Origin of the sequence: Asanoa sp. WMMD1127, assembly GCF_029626225.1 — a bacterium.
Lineage (GTDB): Bacteria > Actinomycetota > Actinomycetes > Mycobacteriales > Micromonosporaceae > Asanoa.
The window spans coordinates 7455549-7472635 of record NZ_JARUBP010000001.1 but is presented as its reverse complement, the minus strand read 5'-3'; the positions used below and the strand labels follow the sequence as shown (position 1 = coordinate 7472635).

Here is a 17087-nt window from a genome sequence, read left to right as displayed (position 1 = left end):
AGCGGTGCGTCAGGCGAGACCGAGCTCGCCCTCGAAGTTGCCGGCCTCCAGCCGCTCCTTGATCGCGGTCAGGAAGCGGGCCGCGTCGGCGCCGTCGACGATCCGGTGGTCGTAGGACAGCGACAGGTAGACCATCGACCGCGGCACGATGACCTCGCCGAGGTCGGCGTCGTTGACCACCACCGCGCGCTTGACCACGGCGCCCGTGCCCAGGATGGCGACCTGGGGCTGGTTGATGATCGGCGTGTCGATCAGCGCGCCCCGGCTGCCGGTGTTGGTGATGGTGAACGTGCCGCCCGACAGCTCGTCCGGGCTGATCTTGTTGGTGCGGGTGCGGTCGGCCACGTCGGCGATCCGCTTGGCCAGGCCGGCCAGGTTGAGGTCGCCGGCGTCCTTGATGACCGGGACGACCAGGCCCTTCTCGGTGTCGACGGCGATGCCGAGGTGCTCGGCGTCGAAGTAGGTGACCTCGCCGGCGTCCATGTCGATCTTCGAGTTGACCATCGGGTGGGTGCGCAGGGCCTCCACCGAGGCGAGGGCGAAGAACGGCAGGAACGACAGCTTGACGCCGTGCTGCGCGACGAAGTCGTTCTTGGCCCGCTGGCGCAGCTGCGCGATGCGGGTCACGTCGACCTCGACCACGGTGGTGAGCTGCGCCGAGACCTGCAGCGACTCGACCATCCGGTTGGCGATCGTGCGGCGGATCCGGGACAGCTTCTCCACCCGGCCCCGCAGCGGGCTCGGCGTGGCCGGGGCCTTGGCTGCCGGCGCCGGCTTGGCGGCGGCCGCGGGCGCGGCGGCCTTGGCCTCCGCGTCGGCCTTCGCCTTGGCGGCGGCGTCGAGCACGTCCTGCTTGCGGATGCGGCCACCGACGCCGGTGCCGCTCACCGTCGACAGGTCGACGCCCTGGTCGTTGGCGAGCTTGCGGACCAGCGGGGTGACGTAGCCGTTGCCCTCTTCCCCACCGGCCGGGGCCGACTGCGCGGAACGGGCCGGCGCGGCGGCGGTGGCCGCCGGGGCCGGCTCGCGGGCCGGGGCCTGGCGCGGTGCCGGCGCCTTGGCCGGCTGGGCCGGCTGGGCCTGGGCCGGCTCCGCGGCCCGCTCGGCCTTCGCCGGCTCGGCCGCGGTCTCGGCCTCGGCGGTGGGCGTCCCGTACGCGGCGCCGGCGGTGCGCTCCTCGTCCTTCGGCTCTTCCTTGGGCTTCGCCTCGGGCTGGGCGGTGCCGCTCGGGGCGGCGCCCTCGGCGCCGATCACCGCGAGCGCGGCGCCGACCTCGGCCGTCTCGTCCTGCGGCACCTTGATCTCGAGCAGCGTGCCGGCCACCGGCGACGGGATCTCGGTGTCGACCTTGTCGGTGGAGACCTCGAGCAGCGGCTCGTCGACGTCGACGGAGTCGCCGACCTCCTTGAGCCAGCGGGTCACGGTGCCCTCGGTGACGCTCTCGCCGAGCGCCGGCATCGCCACCGTCGTCGCCTCGCCGCCACCGGAGCCGGCCGAACCAGAGCCGGAGTCGGACGCGGACGCCGCGGCCGGCGCCGGCTCGGGCTCGGACTCCTCGGCCGGCGCCGCCTCCGGCTCGACACCCTCGTCAGCGGAATCGGCGGAATCGGCGGAATCGGCGGAGGAGGCCGCGGCGGGCGCCGACTCCTCGGCGGGCGCGCCGCCACCGGAGCCCTCGCCGTCGATCACCGCGAGCTCGCTGCCGACCTCGGCGGTCTCGTCCTCGCCGACGACGATCCGGCTCAGCACGCCGGCGGCCGGCGACGGGATCTCGGTGTCGACCTTGTCGGTGGAGACCTCCAGCAACGGCTCATCGACCTCGACGGTGTCACCCTCCTGCTTCAACCAGCGGGTGACCGTGCCCTCGGTGACGCTCTCGCCGAGGCGAGGCATGGTGACCGATACCGGCATCTCTCTCAGGACTCCTTTGTCGATGTGACCGGAACTCCGCCGATCAGGCGTGCGCGTGCAGCGGCTTGCCGGCCAGCGCCAGGTGCGCCTCGCCGAGCGCCTCCGACTGCGTCGGGTGCGGATGGATGAGCTGGGCGACCTCGGCCGGGTAGGCCTCCCAGTTGTAGATCAGCTGCGCCTCGGCGATCAACTCGCCGACCCGTGCGCCGACCATGTGAATCCCGACGACCGGTCCGTCGTCGACCCGGACGACCTTGATGAAGCCCTGGGTCTTGAGGATCGAGCTGCGGCCGTTGCCGCCGAGGTTGTAGTTGTAGGCGGTGACCTTGTCGGCCCCGTAGCGCTCCTTGGCCTTGGCCTCGGTGAGGCCGACCGACGCGAGCTCCGGGTCGGAGTAGGTGACCCGCGGGATGCCGGCCTCGTCGATGACCGGCGGGTTGAGACCGGCGATCTCCTCGGCGACGAAGATGCCCTGCTGGAAGCCGCGGTGGGCCAGCTGCAGGCCGGGGACGATGTCGCCGACGGCGTAGACGTTGGGCACGCCGGTGCGCAGCCGCTCGTCGGTGGTGACGAAGCCGCGGTCGAGCTTGACGCCCTGCTCCTCGTAGCCGAGGTTGGCGGTGGTCGGGCCGCGGCCGACGGCGACCAGCATGATCTCGGCCTCGACGGTCTCGCCGCCGGCGATGGTCGCGCGTACGCCGTTGTCGGTGCGCTCCACCTTCTCGAACGGCTTGCCGACCTTGAAGTTGATGCCGCGCTTGCGGTAGGCCCGCTCCAGCGCCTTGGACAGGTCCTCGTCCTCGGCGGCGACCAGGCGGGGCAGCGCCTCCAGCACGGTCACGTCGGCGCCGAACGACTTCCAGGCGCTCGCGAACTCGACGCCGATCACGCCGCCACCGAGCACGATCGCCGACGTCGGCACGCGGTCGAGGTTGAGGGCGTGCTCGCTGGAGATGACCCGCTCGCCGTCGAGCTCGAGGCCCGGCAGGTTCCGCGAGTAGGAGCCGGTGGCGAGGATGATGTTGCGGCCCGTGTAGCGGGTGCCGTCGACCTCGACCTGGTTGGGGGCGACGAGCTTGCCGTGCCCCTCCACGTACGTGATCAGCTTGGCGCCCTTGACCAGGCCCTGGAGGCCCTTGTAAAGGCGGCCGACGACGCCGTCCTTGTAGGTGTTGACGCCCGCCATGTCGACGCCGAGCAGCTCGGCCTTGACGCCGAACGCCTCGGACTCGCGGGTCTGGTCGGCGATCTCGCCGGCGTGCAGCAGCGCCTTGGTCGGGATGCAGCCCCGGTGCAGGCAGGTGCCGCCCAGCTTGTCCTTTTCGATGAGGGCGACGGACAGGTCGAGTTGTGCGGCGCGCAGCGCGGCCGCGTAGCCGCCGCTGCCACCTCCGAGGATCACGACGTCGAAGGTTGCGTCGTTCGGCTGGCTCACAGTCATCTCCCAGGTCGCGCGGGCTACCTCGGCCATCTTGTCACTTGTGGAGCCTGCCCGCGTAACGAGGTACCCGCCGATGTGGCCCGGGGACGTACGCTTGCCGCTAACTTCGATGTCCGTTTCGTAGGGGAGGGTCGGTGTCCTGGTTCCGGCGCCGGAAAGGAACGCCCGGTCGGCAGGCGGAAAGGCCGGCCGTGCAGGCCGATCTCGACCATCTTGCGGAGTTTGTCCGCTCGCGGCGCGGGGTCGAGGCGTTCATCGAGCCGAAAACGACCGTCACCGAGACCACAGTGATGCTGATCGCACACGACGGCGAATGGACCCGGCGCCGGATCGACGGCCCGGAGGGCGCCCGTCGGTTCGCGCACAAACTGGCGATCCCGATCTACGACGTCCGACTCGTCGGCTACCCGCAGCGCATGCGTGACTACAACGAGAGGCGCAAGCGCGCGTCGAGCTGAAACGGAAGGAACGGTCCGTTGTCATGCGAAAAGCGATGACAACGGACCGTTCCTTTCTCTATTCGGCGGCGATCCGGTCGACGAGCTCGAGCAGGGTGCGGACCGGAACCCCGGTGCCGCCCTTCGACCAGTGCCCGGTCGGCTCACCGGAGTGGTAGCTCGGCCCGGCGATGTCGATGTGCGCCCACGGCACGCCCTCGGCCACGAACTCCCGGAGGAACACGCCGCCCTGCAGCATGTGCCCGGCCCGGTCCATGCCGGCGTTGACCTGCGAGATGTCGGCGACGTCGGAGTCCATGCCGGTGCGCACGTCGTCGGGCAGCGGCATCGGCCAGGCCGCCTCGCCGACCGCGTCGCCGGCGTCGCGGACCCGGTCGCACATGTCGGGGCTGCCCATCACGCCGGCGACCCGCTTGCCGAGCGCGATCACCTGGCCGCCGGTCAGCGTCGACGTCTCGAACAGGTAGTCGCAGCCGTCGGCGCAGGCCCGGGCGATCGCGTCACCGAGGATCATGCGGCCCTCGGCGTCGGTGTTGAGCACCTCGACCTTCTTGCCGTTGAACATCGTGACGACGTCGCCGGGCCGGTAGGCGGTCGCCGACGGCATGTTCTCCGCCATCGGGAGGTAGCCGCTCACCTCGACGTCGGGCTTGAGCTCGGCGACGGCGAGCAGCGTCGCGGCGACCGCGGCCGCGCCGGCCATGTCGCTCTTCATCTCCCACATGCCCTGCGCCGGCTTGATGGAGACGCCGCCGGTGTCGAACGTGATGCCCTTGCCGACCAGCGCGACCTTCTTGCGGGCGCCGTCGCCGACCGGCTTGTAGGTGAGCTTCACCAGCCGCGGCGGCGCCGACGAGCCGAGGCCCACGGCCAGCACACCGCCGTAGCCGCCGGCCTCGAGCTGCTCCTCGTCGAGCACCTCGACCTCGAGACCGGCCGCGCGGGCCGCCTCGGCGACCGCGTCGGCGAACTGCGGCGGGCGCAGGTCGTTGGGCGCGGTGTTGACCCAGTCGCGGCACCGGCCGACGACACCGGCGACCACGAGCGCCCGGGTGATCTCGTCCTGGGCGGTCTTGTCGGCGGCGTCCGGCACGTGCACGGCGATGTCGCCGACGGGCTGCCGGACCGCGGGCTTCGTCTTGTAGCCGGCGAACCTGTAGGCGCCGAGCAGCGCGCCCTCGGCGACCGCACGCAGCGCCGCCGGGCCGTCCTCGTCGTCGGGCAGGGGCATCGCGACGGCCACCGACGCGTTGCCGGCCAGGGAACGGATCGCGGCCGCGGCGCCCCGGCGCAGCGTCTCGGGCGCGGGGGCGGCACCGGACGGCTCCGGGCCGAGACCGACGACGGCCACCACCGGCGCCGCGACCGTGCCCAGCGACGCCACCTTGGTCACCTCGCCCGTCGCGCCGGACGCGCCCAGCCGCGCCAGCGTCTCGGTCAGCCTGCCGTCGAACGCGGCGGCGATGCTCTCCGCGCCGCTGGCCAGAAGCAGCGTGCCGGCCAGGCCGGGCGGGCCGTCGGTGCCGGCCTCCGCGACGCTGTGCACCCCGATCACGATGGCGTCGGTGGTCAGCTCGGCGGGGTCGGTGTCGACGAGGCGAAGGTCGGTGGTCAAGGGCGCGGTCACGCGGCGGCTCCGGACTGGGCTGCGGGTCGGCCGCTCATGACGGCCGCTCGGTCAGGGACGGTCTCCGGCCGAACCTAGCGGCCACGAGCCGTGTTGTCCCGCCGATGCTAACCATCGGCGCCTGTCCCGGTAAGTTGCCACCCATGACCGACGCCGTACCGCTCCATTCACCTGTCCACGACCGGCACGTCGCGCTCGGCGCGAAGTTCGCGCCGTTCGGCGGCTGGGAGATGCCGCTGGAGTACCCGGGCGGCGGCGTGATCCGCGAGCACACCGCGGTGCGCACCGGCGTCGGCGTCTTCGACGTCTCGCACCTCGGCAAGGCCCGGGTCCGCGGCGCGGGCGCGGCCGCCTTCGTCAACGCCTGCCTCGCCAACGACCTCGACCGGATCGGCGCCGGCCAGGCGCAGTACACGCTGTGCTGCGACCCGGCGACCGGCGGCGTGGTCGACGACATCATCGCCTACCGCTACGCCGACGACCACGTCTTCCTCATTCCGAACGCGGCCAACACCGCCGAGGTCGTCCGCCGCCTCGACGCGGCGGCGCCGGCCGGGGTCACGGTGACCGACGAGCACCGGGACCACGCGATCTTCGCGGTCCAGGGTCCGCGGTCGGCGGCTGTGCTGTCGGCGCTGGGCCTGCCGACCGAGCACGCCTACATGAGCTTCGAGCCGGCCACCCTCGAGGGCGTCGACCTGGTCGTCTGCCGCACCGGCTACACGGGCGAGCACGGCTACGAGCTCGTCGTGCCGGCCGACGGGGCGGGCACGGTGTGGGACGCGGTGCTCGCCGCCGGCGACCCGTTCGGCATCCTCCCGTGCGGCCTCGGCGCCCGCGACACGCTGCGCACCGAGATGGGGTACGCGCTGCACGGCCAGGACCTGAGCCCCGACATCACGCCGGTGCAGGGCCGGGTCGGCTGGGCCGTCGGCTGGACCAAGCCGGAGTTCTGGGGCCGCGAGCCGCTGCTGGCCGAGAAGGCGGCCGGGCCGCGGCGTACGCTGCGTGGCCTGGAGGCGGTCGGCCGGGCCATTCCGCGCCCGCACATGACGGTGTACGCGGGCGACCAGGCGATCGGCGAGATCACCAGCGGCACGTTCTCGCCGACGAAGAAGGTCGGCATCGCGCTGGCCCTGCTGGACACCGCCGCCGGCCTCAAGGACGGCGACGTCGTCGAGGTCGACATCCGCGGCCGCCGGGCCGAGATGAAGGTGGTCAAGCCGCCGTTCGTGACCCCCTCGGTGCGCGGCTAACGCAACACCAGCACCAGCAGCGCCACGCTGGTGGCGATCTCGACGGCGGCGCCGAGCACGTCACCGGTGATCCCGCCGAAGCGGCGCACCGCGTGCCGCACGAGCAGGATGCCGGCCGCCAGCCCGGCGGCCAGCGCCAGCAGACCCTGCAAGGGCCGTCCTGGCACCGCGAAGACCGCGAGCGTGGCGGTCGCGACCGTGCCGCTGAGGAGCGTCGGGGCCGCGACCGTGCCGGCGACGAGCGCGCCGAGCCCTTCCGGCCGGGCCGCGGGGACGCCACGCCGGCAGGCCCAGGTGACCGCGAGCCGGCCGGTCGCGAACGCCGCGGCGCCGCCCAGGACGGCGGCGAGGCCCGTGAGCGCGCCCAGCGCGGCCGCCTGCAGGAGCAGGGTGACGGTCAGCGCCACGACGCCGAACGGGCCGATGTCCGGCCGCTTCATGATCTCCAGCGCGGCCGGGCCGGATCTGTAGGAGCCGAGCCCGTCGACCGTGTCCGCCAGACCGTCCAGGTGCAGGCCGCGGGTCAGCAGGGCGGCCAGGCCGACGCCGGCCGCGCCCGCGACCAGGCCCGGTGCGCCGGCGGCGTGCAGCAGCGCGACCGTGCCGCCGATCGCGGCGCCCAGGCCGGCGCCGACCAGCGGGGCCAGCGCCATCGCCGCGGCGGCCGCGGGCCGGTCGACCCGGCCGGCGCGGACCGGCAGGACGGTGAAGGTGGTCAGCGCCAGGCGCAGGCCGTCAGGCACCGCGGCTGGGCTGGTCCTCGGTGCTCTCCGGCTTGGCGCTGAACCAGCTCTCCAGGGCCGACGGCGGCCGCTCGGGCTCGGCGTCGGCCGGGGCGGCGCCGTTGCCGTTGCCGGCGGCGCGGTCGCCGGCGTGGTCGTCGGCGGCGTCGCGCGGGCCGGGGACGGGTTCGCTCGCGTCCGCCCGGTTCGACCACGAGGACGTCGGGTCCGTCGCCTCCGCCGGAGCCGACCACGTCGGCGTCAGGTCGCCCGCGGGCGACGTCGAGGCCGCGTCGTCGCCGGTTGGCGAGGTCGGGGCCGCGTCGTTCGCGCCGGACCAGGCCGCCGGCGCGTCGTCCGCGGACCAGGCCGGCCGCGCGTCGCCCGCGGACCGGGCCGGCGTCGCGTCGCCCTCGGCGGCCGACCAGGCTGGCGGCGCGTCGCCCTCGGCGGCCGACCAGGCTGGCGTCGCGTCGCCTGCGGCGGCCGACCAGGACGGCGTCGGTTCGTCATCGGCGGCCGGCCAGGCCGACGGCGGGAGGCCGGCCGGGTCGTCCGGCTCGTCGAGCGAGTCGTGCGCGGCCAGCGTCTCGTCGTCGGGCGCCATCGCCGGGTGCACCGGCAGCGTGGCACCGAGCGCGAGCGCGGCCCGCAGCAGCGGCAGCGCGGCCAGCGACGTGGCCCCCTCGCCGAGGCCGAGCCGCAGGTCGAGCACGGGGTGCAGGCCGAGCACGTCGGAGCCGAGCTTCACCGCCGGGTCGTTGCCGTGGTCGGGCAGCAGGCACCAGTGCCGGGCCTGGCCGGCCAGGTCGCGGGTGACCAGCGCGGCCGCGACGCCGACGGGGCCGTCCAGCAGCACCGGGATGCGCCGCGCGGTGGCGCCGAGGATCAGGCCCGTGGCCACCGCGATGTCGCCGCCGCCGAGGTCGACCAGGACCTGCTTGGCGCTGCGGGCGCTGCGCCGGACCCGGTGCATCGCGTCGCGGACCGCCGCGCAGCGGATCATCCAGGCGTCGTCGTCGATCTCGGCGCCGGGCACGACGACCCGCCCGAGCACGGCGGCGGGCTCGGCGCCGGTCGTGGCGGCCAGCACCGCCGCGGCGGCCGCCTCCGAACCGCTGCCGCAGGCGGCCAGGACCAGCACGTCGACGCCGGCGTCGGAGGCTTCCTCGGCCAGCCGCCAGCCGTAGCGCAGCGCCGAGTCGACCTCTTCGAGCGTCAGCACCTCGCGCTCCTCCATGGCCGCGCACGCCGGAGCGTCGACGACCTGGAGGGTGGCGCCCGCGTCGGCGGCCAGCCGGGCGATCGGGCCCTCGCCGGCCCGGGCCTGGTCGGCCCGGCGGCGGGACTCGCCCGGCAGCGTGCCGGCGGCGGCGCCGCCGTTGTGGTCGCCGCGGATCAGCACCACGCGCGGGGACCGCCACGGCTGCGGGACGACCCGGGCCTGGGTGGCGGCGGCGAACTCGACGACCCGCTGCAGCCCGCCGAAGCCGGCGCCACCGGCGTCGAGGGTGGCCACCCGGTCGCGGGCCTGCGGCGGGGTGTCCTCGTCGGGCATCGGCAGCGACATGCCCTGCTGGATGACCAGGCCGGTGGCCAGGGCGGGCAGCGTCATGGTCGGCGCGGACCAGGCCGGCTGGCCGGTCGCGCCGGCCGGCTCGGCGGGCGCCGCCACGGCCGGCGTGGGCGTCAACACCTCGGGCGAGGTCGAGGGAACCGCCGGCGCGGCCGGAGCCGCGACCGGCGCGACGGCCGGCGCGGGGGCGGGCGCGGCCGCCTGCTTGAGCCAGGTCACCTGCCCGGCGACCACGAGTGCCACCGCGTCGGCGGCGCCGGCGACGGCCTGGTTGGTGGTGCCCAGCGCGTCGGTGTAGGCGCGCCCGACGGGGGTCAGCGGCACCAGCGAGAGGCCGACCTCGGAGGTGACGAGGACCAGGCGGGCGCTGCTCTCGCGTACCGCCGTGGCCAGATCGGCGATCGTCGCGACGTCGTCGGCCGGCTGCCGCTCGGGGTCGATCAGCCCGGCGACCCAGCCGCCGAGGTCGTCGACCAGCAGCGTCTCGCCCTCCTGGGCGGCGGAGATGATCTCCAGCAGGCGGTGGGGGTCGGCCCCGGTCTCCTCGGTGGGCCAGGCCGCCGGGCGGCGCTCGCGGTGGGCGGCGACCCGGGCGTCCCAGTCCGGGTCGTCGACGGCGTCGCCGCGCGGCCCGGCGGGGGAGCCGGTCGCGACATATCGGACGGGACCGCCCTCACCAACGAGAGACTCGGCGAATTCGGACTTACCTGACCGGATCCCGCCGAGGACGAGAACGGAGCGCCAGCCGTCTACGGACATGCACCGCAGCTTACGGCGGACAGCTTTGGGTCGGGGTAGCGGTGGTGGCCCGGATAGGCTGTGCAGGTCTCAATCGAGGGGAGCAGACGCGATGCCGTGGAGCTGGCGCTACGAGGGAGCGGACGGCAAGCCGGTGACCGGCCCGGCCGAGACGTTCGGCAGCCAGGCCGACGCCGAGTCGTGGATCGGGCAGACCTGGCGCGACCTCGCCGGCGCCGGGGTGACGACCGTGGTGCTCGCCGAGGACGACCGGGTCGAATACCGCATGCCCCTGGCCCCCGCGGGCGAATGAGCGACTGGCGGCGGCACGACCCGCTGGTGCTGGGCGTGCCGAGGTCGGCGTTCCGGCCGAGCGGCATCTTCCTGGCCATCGTCGCGGTCTTCGCGCTCAGCGGGCTGATGGCGTGGCACCAGGTCACCCCGCGCCTGGCGGTCTTCGTGTTCGTCATCTCGGGCTGGCTGGTCTCGCTCTGCCTGCACGAGTACGCGCACGCCCTGGTCGCCTACCGCTCCGGCGACACCGACGTGGCGCACCGCGGCTACCTGACGCTCAACCCGCTCAAATACAGCAACGTGCTGCTGTCGATCATCCTGCCGCTGGTCGTCGTGGTGCTCGGCGGCATCGGCCTGCCCGGCGGCGCGGTCTGGGTCGACCACGCGGCCATCCGCGGCCGGCTGCGCAAGTCGCTGATCAGCCTGGCCGGCCCGGCCACCAACCTGCTGTTCACGCTGGTCCTGCTGATCCCGTTCGCCTTCGACCCCGACGTCTGGGCGCACCTGGAGTTCTGGGCCGGGGTCGGGCTGCTGGCGTTCCTGCAGCTCACCGCCACCGTGCTCAACCTGCTGCCCGTGCCCGGCCTCGACGGCGGCAACGCGCTCCAGCCGTGGCTCAAGCCCAACACCCGCCGGATGTACGACGTGCTGGCCCCGTACGGCTTCATCCTGCTGTTCGTGCTCCTCTGGGAGCCGACGATCAACCGGATCTTCTTCAACGCGGTGTTCGCGGTGGGCGACGTGCTCGGCCTCGACCGCTACCTCTACGCGCTCGGCTTCGACCTGCTGCGGTTCTGGCAGCCGGCCTGACAGCGGCGGCGCGGCCGTGGGCCGCGCCGCCACCGGGCGTCAGGCGCGCACGTTGCGCGGCGACTCGGTCTTGGCCGGGTCGCGCTCGACCAGCCCGCCGAGCGCCTCGTCGATCTGCTTGAGCAGACCCTCCTCCAGCTTGACGCCGGCGGCCTTGACGTTGTCGTGCACCTGCTCTGGGCGGGTGGCGCCGACGATCGCCGAGGCGACGTTGGGGTTCTGCAGCACCCAGGCGACGGCGAGCTGGGCCATCGTCAGCCCGGCCTGCTCGGCCAGCGGCTTGAGCTGCTGCACCGCGGTCAGCACCTCGTCGTTCATGAACCGCGAGATGAAACCGGCGCCCGACTTCTCGTCGGTGGCCCGCGAACCGGCCGGCGGCGGCTGGCCCGGCTGGTACTTGCCGGTCAGCACGCCCTGGGCGATCGGCGACCAGACGATCTGGCTGATCCCGAGCTCCTCGGACGTGGGCACCACCTCGGCCTCGATGACCCGCCACAGCATCGAATACTGCGGCTGGTTGGAGACGAGGGGGATGTGCAGCTCACGGGCCAGCTTGTGGGCCGCGCGCAGCTCCTCCGCCCGCCACTCGGAGACGCCGATGTAGTGCGCCTTGCCGGAGTGCACGACGTCGGCGAACGCCTCCATCGTCTCCTCCAGCGGCGTGCCGTAGTCGTAGCGGTGCGCCTGGTAGAGGTCGACGTAGTCGGTCTGCAGCCGGCGCAGCGAGCCGTCGATGGACGCCATGATGTGCTTCCGCGAGAGGCCGCGGTCGTTGGGGCCGGGGGTGGCGGTGTCGTCCGGTCCGGAGGGGATGGCCGGCCAGTACACCTTGGTGAAGATCTCGAGACCCTCGCGACGCTGGCCCTTGAGGGCCCGGCCGAGCACGGCCTCGGCCCGCGTGCCGGCGTACACGTCGGCGGTGTCGAACGTCGTGATGCCCGCGTCGAGGGCGGCGCGCACACACGCGAGCGCGGCCTCCTCCTCGACCTGGGAACCGTGGGTGATCCAGTTGCCGTACGAGATCGCGCTTACCTGAAGGCCCGATCGGCCTAGGTGACGGAATTCCATGTGGGACACATTAACCCCGAGAGCGATTCACTAACGATCTTGCTCAAAGCACCGGCTTGGTGTCCGCGAGTAGCCGGTCGATCTCCTCGGTCACCGCCGCGCGGCTGCCGTGCTCGATGTCGATCAGCGGCTCGCCCCGGCGGTCGAGCGCGCCCCACAGCCCCTGGCCGCCGCCGACGAGGAACGCCACGGGATGGATGACCAGAGCGGCGAACCGCGGCGGTACGAGCACCCGGCCGTTGCGGTCGACCACGCCCTTGCGCCCGCCGGAGTCCACGACGGCCAGTCCCTCGTCGGTGAATCCGTCCACATAGCGCCCGTCGGTCAGCGCGGTCGCGAACCCGGTGTACTGGGGTGGCAACACAGTGCGACCGTCCTTGCCGATCGCGCCCCAGGCGCCCCGCTTGACGGCCGCCACACCGCCCCGGAACGGTCGTACGTCCTCGAAGCCGATGTTGATGGCCACGTTGCCGGACTGCTCGATGGCCAGCCAGTTGCTGCGCCCGTTGTGCGAGACCCAGGCCAGTCCGTCGTGGAACGAGCCGACGCCTAGGTAGCCGAGCGACGCGAAGATCTTCACCTCGCCCGACTCGTCGATCAGCTCCCACGGCTCCGTCTCCGGCCGGCGGACCCAGGCGACCCCTTCACGGAACGGCTGCACCTCGGCGTAGCTGGGTGCGATCGCCCACTCACCATCCGCGTCCGCGTACCCCCAGCGTTGGACCTTCTCGCTGAACAGCGGCGTCGGTGCCTTGTGCAGTTGGAGGATCTCGTCCTCGTCGCGCGGGTACGGCCCGAGCCCGTTCTTCGCCACCTTGGCCAGCACGGCGTCCAGCGCCTGCTCGGTGCGGGCGATCAGCTCGGGGTCGTCGACCTTGCGCAGGTCGAGCGCCTTCTCGAAGTGGTTGCAGGCCTCGATGTAGCGGCCCTGGTCGTAACAGGAGCGGCCCGCGTGCTCGTGCATGGTCGCCCGTAGTCGGTCCGGCAGCTCGGGGGAGTTGGCCAGCGCGTTGAGCCGGTCGGCCTCCGCGTAGTCGCCGCGCCACTGCAGCACGTGCGCGAGCCGGGCCTGCGCGATCGCGATCCGGCGCAGCTCACCGGTCGCCTCGGCGTGCGCGAGCGCGAGCTTGCCGTCCGCCAGCGCCTTGCCGAGGTCGCCCAGGATCCGGCTCACCACCGCGCGCAGGCTCAGCAGGCGGGCCCGCGACGCGTTGTCGGTGGCCGCGTCGACCTTGACGGTCAGCTGGTCCCGGATCTCCCGCAGCTCGTCCGGATCCTCGACGATCTCGCGCAGCGTCTCGTGGTGGAACCGCCACCGGTAGCTGGCGAGCACCTGTTCCGGGTCCTTGGGCTCCGGCTTGGGTTCCTCGTCGTCGGTCGTGGTGACGACCGGGTGCAGCATCGTCGGCGCGCGCAGGGCGGTCGCGGCACCGGCCGCGGTGCCTTCCGGCGCCGGCAGCACCGTGTCCGCCGATGCCTTCTGTTCTTCGCCGGCGGGTTCCGCCGCCGGCGCGGGCGGGGGCGCCTCGTGGAGGTCCAGGCGGAGGCCGGGCACGGCGGGTGGCTTGGGCCGCGAGGGCTCGGCCGGAGCCGGCTCGGGGTCCGGTGCCGCCTCGGGTTCGGGTCCCGGCTCGTCAGCAGCCGGATCGTCAGTAGCCGGCTCGGCGGCGGCCGTCTCTTCCGCAGCGGGCTCGGCGGCGGCGGTCTCTTCCGCAGCGGGCTCGGCGGTGGCGGTCTCTTCCGCAGCGGGCTCGTCGGCTGCGGCCGGCTGGTCTTCGGGTGCGGCGGGCTCGGCGTCCGCGGGTTCCGGCTTGTCCGGTTCGGGGTCGGCCGTCGCGGCCGCGACCGGGGCCGGGTCCGTCGGCTCGTCCGCGGGCGGTTCCGGCTCGGTCGGCTCGGCGTCCGGAGTCTCGCTTTCGGCCTGCTCGTCGGTAGCCGGTTCGGTCTTCGCCACCTCGGCTTCGACGGGCTCGGCGGTAACCGCCTCGGACGTGACCGGTTCCGGGGCGACCGGTTCCGGGGTGACCGCCTCGGGGGTGGGCGGGACCGGCTCGGTGGTGGTCGGGTCGGTCTCGGTCTTCGGCTCTTCGACCGCCTCCGCTGCGGGGGTAGGCGCGTCGGGCGCCGCGGGCGTGGCTGGGACCGTCTGCTCTTCGGTTGGTCGGTCCGGCTCGGCCGTCGTGGTTTCTGGAGCGGTCTCCTCCTCCGCGGGCGCGGCGGGTTCAGCCTTGGCGGCGCCGAACCAGCCGACGTCCTCGCGCGGCGTGGCCGGCGCCGGGTCGGCCGGCGTCTCGCCGACCTCGGCGACGTGCAGCTCCTGATCGGAGATCCGCCGCGGGTAGGCCGGCGCCGAGTCGCCCGTCCGCGGCGCCGGAACGCGCACGCCCGCGGCAGCCTCGGCCGGCCCCGCGACCTCGGCCGTACGCGGCTCGCCCAGTTCGGGCACCGCCGGGGGTGGGGGCGCCACTAGCCACGGCTCGGGCGTACCGCCGTCACGGTCGGCCGGGCGCGGCACCTCGGCCATCCGCTCGGGTTGCCGCGGCGGCGGTGGCGACAGAGGCGCGGTCGGCAGGTCGTCGACCGGCAGCGCGGGCTCGCGGCGAGCGGCGGGCCGCTCGTCGCGGACGGGCACCGTGCGCTCCTCCGGCCGCGGCGCCTCGGGCGCGGGCGGCGGCGCAGGCGACCGGAACGCGGCCGGCCGCTCGTCGACGGGCCGATCCTGGCGGGCGTCCCGCGGCGGCGGCCCGGCCGGCGTGCCGCGTCGCTCGTCCCAGCCGCCGGGGCGGTCGGCGCGCCGAGCGGCTTCGCGCTCCTCGATCGGCCGGACCGGCGCGGTCTCGTCGTGGAGGGCGGCGGGCCGGTCGACCTGCCGTGGCGGCCGCCGCCCGGGCGTCCGCTCGTCGGGCAGGAGCCGCGGGTCCGAATCGGCCGGGTACCCGGGCGACACCGGACCGGCCGGCCCACCACGGCGCCCCGTGTCGCGGTCCCACCGCTCGGCGCCCGGCCGGTCGTCGAAGGCCGCCTCGCGCCCGGGCCGTGCGGGACGGCGGTGGTCGTCGCGGTCGCCGGCGGGCGAGATGACCCGTTCGTCCCACCCTTCGCGCCGCGTGGGCCCGTAGTCGTTGCGGTCGCCGGCCGGCGAGATGACCCGCTCGTCCAACCAGGGCTCGGGCCGGGCAGACCGGCCGCGGTCGACGGCGGCCGGCCGCTCGTCCCAGCCCGGTTCGGGCCTGCGGCGGCGGTCGTCGCGCTCGGCGGCGGGCGGGACGACCCGCTCGTCCCAGCCAGGCTCGGGCCGGGCGGGCCGACGGCGGTCGTCCGGGCCCGCGGCGGCGGGGGAGACCGGCCGCCCGTCCCGGTCGGATCCGGGCGGTACCGGGCGCCGACCGTCGTGCCGGTCGGGCTGCGCCGCCGGACGGCGGCCGTCCCGGTCCGCGGCGGGCGAGACGGGACGGTCGTCCCCGCCGCTTCCGGGCCGCCCGGTGCGGCGATCGGCCGCCGGCGGCCGGCCACGGTCGTCCCACTCCGGCTCCGACCGCGCCCTGCGCCGCCGATCGTCGAGATCCGCCACCGGGGCCAGTGGCCGTTCGTCCCGATCGGGTCCGGGCCGCCCCGCTCGACGGTCGTCGCGGTCGGCAGCGGGGGAGACGGGTCGGTCGTCCCAGTCGGGTCCAGGCCGTGGGGCGCGGCGGCGTTCGTCGCGGTCAGCGGCGGGGGAGACGGGTCGGTCGTCCCAGTCGGGTCCAGGTCGTGGCGCGCGGCGCCGTTCGTCGCGGTCAGCGGCGGGCGACACGGGTCGGTCGTCCCAGCCGGGTCCGGGCCGCCCGGCGCGGCGCCGGTCGTCGCGGTCGGCGGGCGCCGCGGGCCGGTCGTCCCAGTCCGGTTCGGGCCGCCGGGAACGGCGGTCGTCCCGGTCGCCAGGGGAGCGCGGTCGGTCGTCCCAATCCGCCTGGGAACGCCCGGGCCGGCGGTCGTCCCAGCCAGGCCCGGCCGGCGACTGCGGCCGCCCGGCACCGCGGGGACCGGCGGGCGACGCCGGCCGGTCGTCGTAACCACGCCCGCGTTCATCCAGGAACGCGGCCTCGCGACCCGATGGGCGTTCGCGTCCACGCTCGTCGAGGAACGCGGCTTCGCGCCCGGACGGCCGGTCGCGCTCACGCTCGTCGAGGAACGCGGCTTCGCGCCCCGACGGGCGCTCGCGTCCGCGCTCGTCGAGGAACGCGGCCTCGCGCCCGGACGACCGGTCCCGGCCACGCTCGTCGAGGAACGCGGCCTCGCGCCGGGACGGCCGGTCCTGGCCACGCTCGTCGAGGAACGCGGCCTCGCGCCCCGACGGCCGGTCGCGCTCACGTTCGTCCAGGAAGGCCGCCTCACGCCCGCCGCGCATAGCCGACCGGTCGTCATAGCCGCGGCCGCGGTCGTCCTGGAAGACCGGCTCCCGGCCCGCGGAAGACCGGTCACGCCGACGGTCGTCGAGGAACGCCGCCTCGCGTCGGTCGTCGAAGCCGCGATCACCCGGCGCCCCACGATCGCCCGGCGCCCCGCGACGCCCGTCACGGGGCGCGGCGCCGTCGACCGGCGACACCGGGTGCGCCGCCCCCGGGGCGGGCATGTGCGGGTCGGTCGCGCTCGGGTCCGCCAGCCGCGGGTCCGCGTTGTAGGAGGTGTCGGCGACGGGCTCCGCGGCGCGCACGCTGGCCCGGCCGGCCGTACGCCCGGATCGGGTCTGTTGGGTGTCGCCGGGATAGCGCTCGCCGCTCGACGCCGCCCATTCGTCGGTGCGCTCGTTGACCCAGGCCGGCTCGCCCGGACCGGAACGCGGCCGACCGGCGGGGTTCGCCGGTTGGTCCGGCTCGTCGACCCAGCCCGGCCCGCCGGGTCCGGCCGGCACGCCGATGGGTGACCAGCCCGGGTCCGGCGGCCGGTCCTTGGCCCACGCCCACGGGTCGTTGGGGTCCCGGTAGCCACCGCCGGCGTCGGGATCGCTGCGGCCGAGCTCGCGGAGCCAGCCGTCCTCGTCGCCCCAGCCGCTGTCTGGTCGGGCGTCGTCGCTCCGCCGGTCGCGACCGCGGCCTCCCCGGCCGCGGCGGTCGGCGCGCTCGCCACTCATCCGCGCGCGCCGATCCGTCGCTGGTTCGCGCGCGAGCCGCTGAAGCGCGGTTCGCGTCGATCACTCACGGCGGGTC

The 17087-nt window shown here is 74.9% G+C and carries 10 protein-coding genes and 1 pseudogene; 4 read left to right on the top strand and 7 right to left on the bottom strand.

The window, feature by feature from the left end; translation table 11 throughout:
* Window positions 1–9 precede the first annotated feature (9 nt).
* Both sucB and lpdA read right to left on the bottom strand, forming a co-directional pair.
* On the bottom strand, window positions 10–1911 hold the full coding sequence (gene sucB, locus O7635_RS35630) for a 2-oxoglutarate dehydrogenase, E2 component, dihydrolipoamide succinyltransferase (RefSeq protein WP_278084885.1): 1902 nt from the start codon (window positions 1909–1911) through the stop codon (window positions 10–12).
* 43 nt (window positions 1912–1954) lie between these two features.
* A complete protein-coding gene (gene lpdA, locus O7635_RS35625) occupies window positions 1955–3382 on the bottom strand; it encodes a dihydrolipoyl dehydrogenase (RefSeq protein ID WP_278084884.1) in 1428 nt (475 codons plus the stop codon).
* 104 nt (window positions 3383–3486) lie between these two features.
* Here lpdA and O7635_RS35620 point away from each other — a divergent pair, with 104 nt between their 5' ends.
* Window positions 3487–3810, top strand: a complete 324-nt coding sequence (locus tag O7635_RS35620) for a hypothetical protein (protein WP_278084883.1) — start codon at window positions 3487–3489, stop codon at window positions 3808–3810.
* Window positions 3811–3868: 58 nt separating this feature from the next.
* Here O7635_RS35620 and O7635_RS35615 read toward each other — a convergent pair whose 3' ends face one another.
* Window positions 3869–5437 (bottom strand): leucyl aminopeptidase, encoded by a 1569-nt coding sequence (locus tag O7635_RS35615; RefSeq protein WP_278084882.1) that lies wholly within the window; start codon window positions 5435–5437, stop codon window positions 3869–3871.
* A gap of 143 nt (window positions 5438–5580) precedes the next feature.
* Between O7635_RS35615 and gcvT the strand changes: the two genes are divergently transcribed.
* The gene (gcvT, locus tag O7635_RS35610) at window positions 5581–6693 is read left to right on the top strand and encodes a glycine cleavage system aminomethyltransferase GcvT (RefSeq protein ID WP_278084881.1); all 1113 of its coding nucleotides are present in this window, start codon (window positions 5581–5583) and stop codon (window positions 6691–6693) included.
* On the opposite strand, the gene O7635_RS35605 is transcribed toward gcvT, so the two are convergent.
* Together O7635_RS35605 and O7635_RS35600 are read right to left on the bottom strand one after the other, a co-directional pair.
* Entirely contained in the window at window positions 6690–7436 is a 747-nt protein-coding gene (locus O7635_RS35605; protein ID WP_278084880.1) for an adenosylcobinamide-GDP ribazoletransferase, read from the bottom strand. The genes gcvT and O7635_RS35605 overlap by 4 nt on opposite strands.
* A gap of 571 nt (window positions 7437–8007) precedes the next feature.
* Window positions 8008–9750, bottom strand: a pseudogene (locus O7635_RS35600) (bifunctional adenosylcobinamide kinase/adenosylcobinamide-phosphate guanylyltransferase); the annotation flags it as partial.
* 91 nt (window positions 9751–9841) lie between these two features.
* On the opposite strand from O7635_RS35600, the gene O7635_RS35595 reads away from it, so the two are divergent.
* A complete protein-coding gene (locus O7635_RS35595; RefSeq protein ID WP_278084879.1) occupies window positions 9842–10042 on the top strand; it encodes a hypothetical protein in 201 nt (66 codons plus the stop codon).
* Window positions 10039–10833, top strand: a complete 795-nt coding sequence (locus tag O7635_RS35590; protein ID WP_278084878.1) for a site-2 protease family protein — start codon at window positions 10039–10041, stop codon at window positions 10831–10833. Before O7635_RS35595 ends, O7635_RS35590 begins: the two co-directional genes overlap by 4 nt.
* Before the next feature lie 39 nt (window positions 10834–10872).
* Here the strand turns inward: O7635_RS35590 and O7635_RS35585 are convergent, their stop codons facing one another.
* Together O7635_RS35585 and O7635_RS35580 are read right to left on the bottom strand one after the other, a co-directional pair.
* Window positions 10873–11901 carry an aldo/keto reductase family protein gene (locus O7635_RS35585; RefSeq protein WP_278084877.1) on the bottom strand — a complete coding sequence of 343 codons (1029 nt, stop codon included), beginning with the start codon at window positions 11899–11901 and terminating at the stop codon, window positions 10873–10875.
* A 43-nt stretch (window positions 11902–11944) separates the two neighbouring features.
* Complete coding sequence (locus O7635_RS35580; protein ID WP_278084876.1) at window positions 11945–17011, bottom strand: WG repeat-containing protein; 5067 nt, start codon at window positions 17009–17011, stop codon at window positions 11945–11947.
* Window positions 17012–17087 lie beyond the last annotated feature (76 nt).

What these genes read in the sequence shown, in the direction of transcription:
- gcvT (WP_278084881.1), top strand. Translation starts at nt 5,581, where the DNA reads ATGACCGACGCCGTACCGCTCCATTCACCTGTCCACGACCGGCACGTC.
- O7635_RS35580 (WP_278084876.1), bottom strand. Translation starts at nt 17,011, where the DNA reads ATGAGTGGCGAGCGCGCCGACCGCCGCGGCCGGGGAGGCCGCGGTCGC.
- O7635_RS35585 (WP_278084877.1), bottom strand. Translation starts at nt 11,901, where the DNA reads ATGGAATTCCGTCACCTAGGCCGATCGGGCCTTCAGGTAAGCGCGATC.
- lpdA (WP_278084884.1), bottom strand. Translation starts at nt 3,382, where the DNA reads ATGGCCGAGGTAGCCCGCGCGACCTGGGAGATGACTGTGAGCCAGCCG.
- sucB (WP_278084885.1), bottom strand. Translation starts at nt 1,911, where the DNA reads ATGCCGGTATCGGTCACCATGCCTCGCCTCGGCGAGAGCGTCACCGAG.
- O7635_RS35595 (WP_278084879.1), top strand. Translation starts at nt 9,842, where the DNA reads ATGCCGTGGAGCTGGCGCTACGAGGGAGCGGACGGCAAGCCGGTGACC.
- O7635_RS35590 (WP_278084878.1), top strand. Translation starts at nt 10,039, where the DNA reads ATGAGCGACTGGCGGCGGCACGACCCGCTGGTGCTGGGCGTGCCGAGG.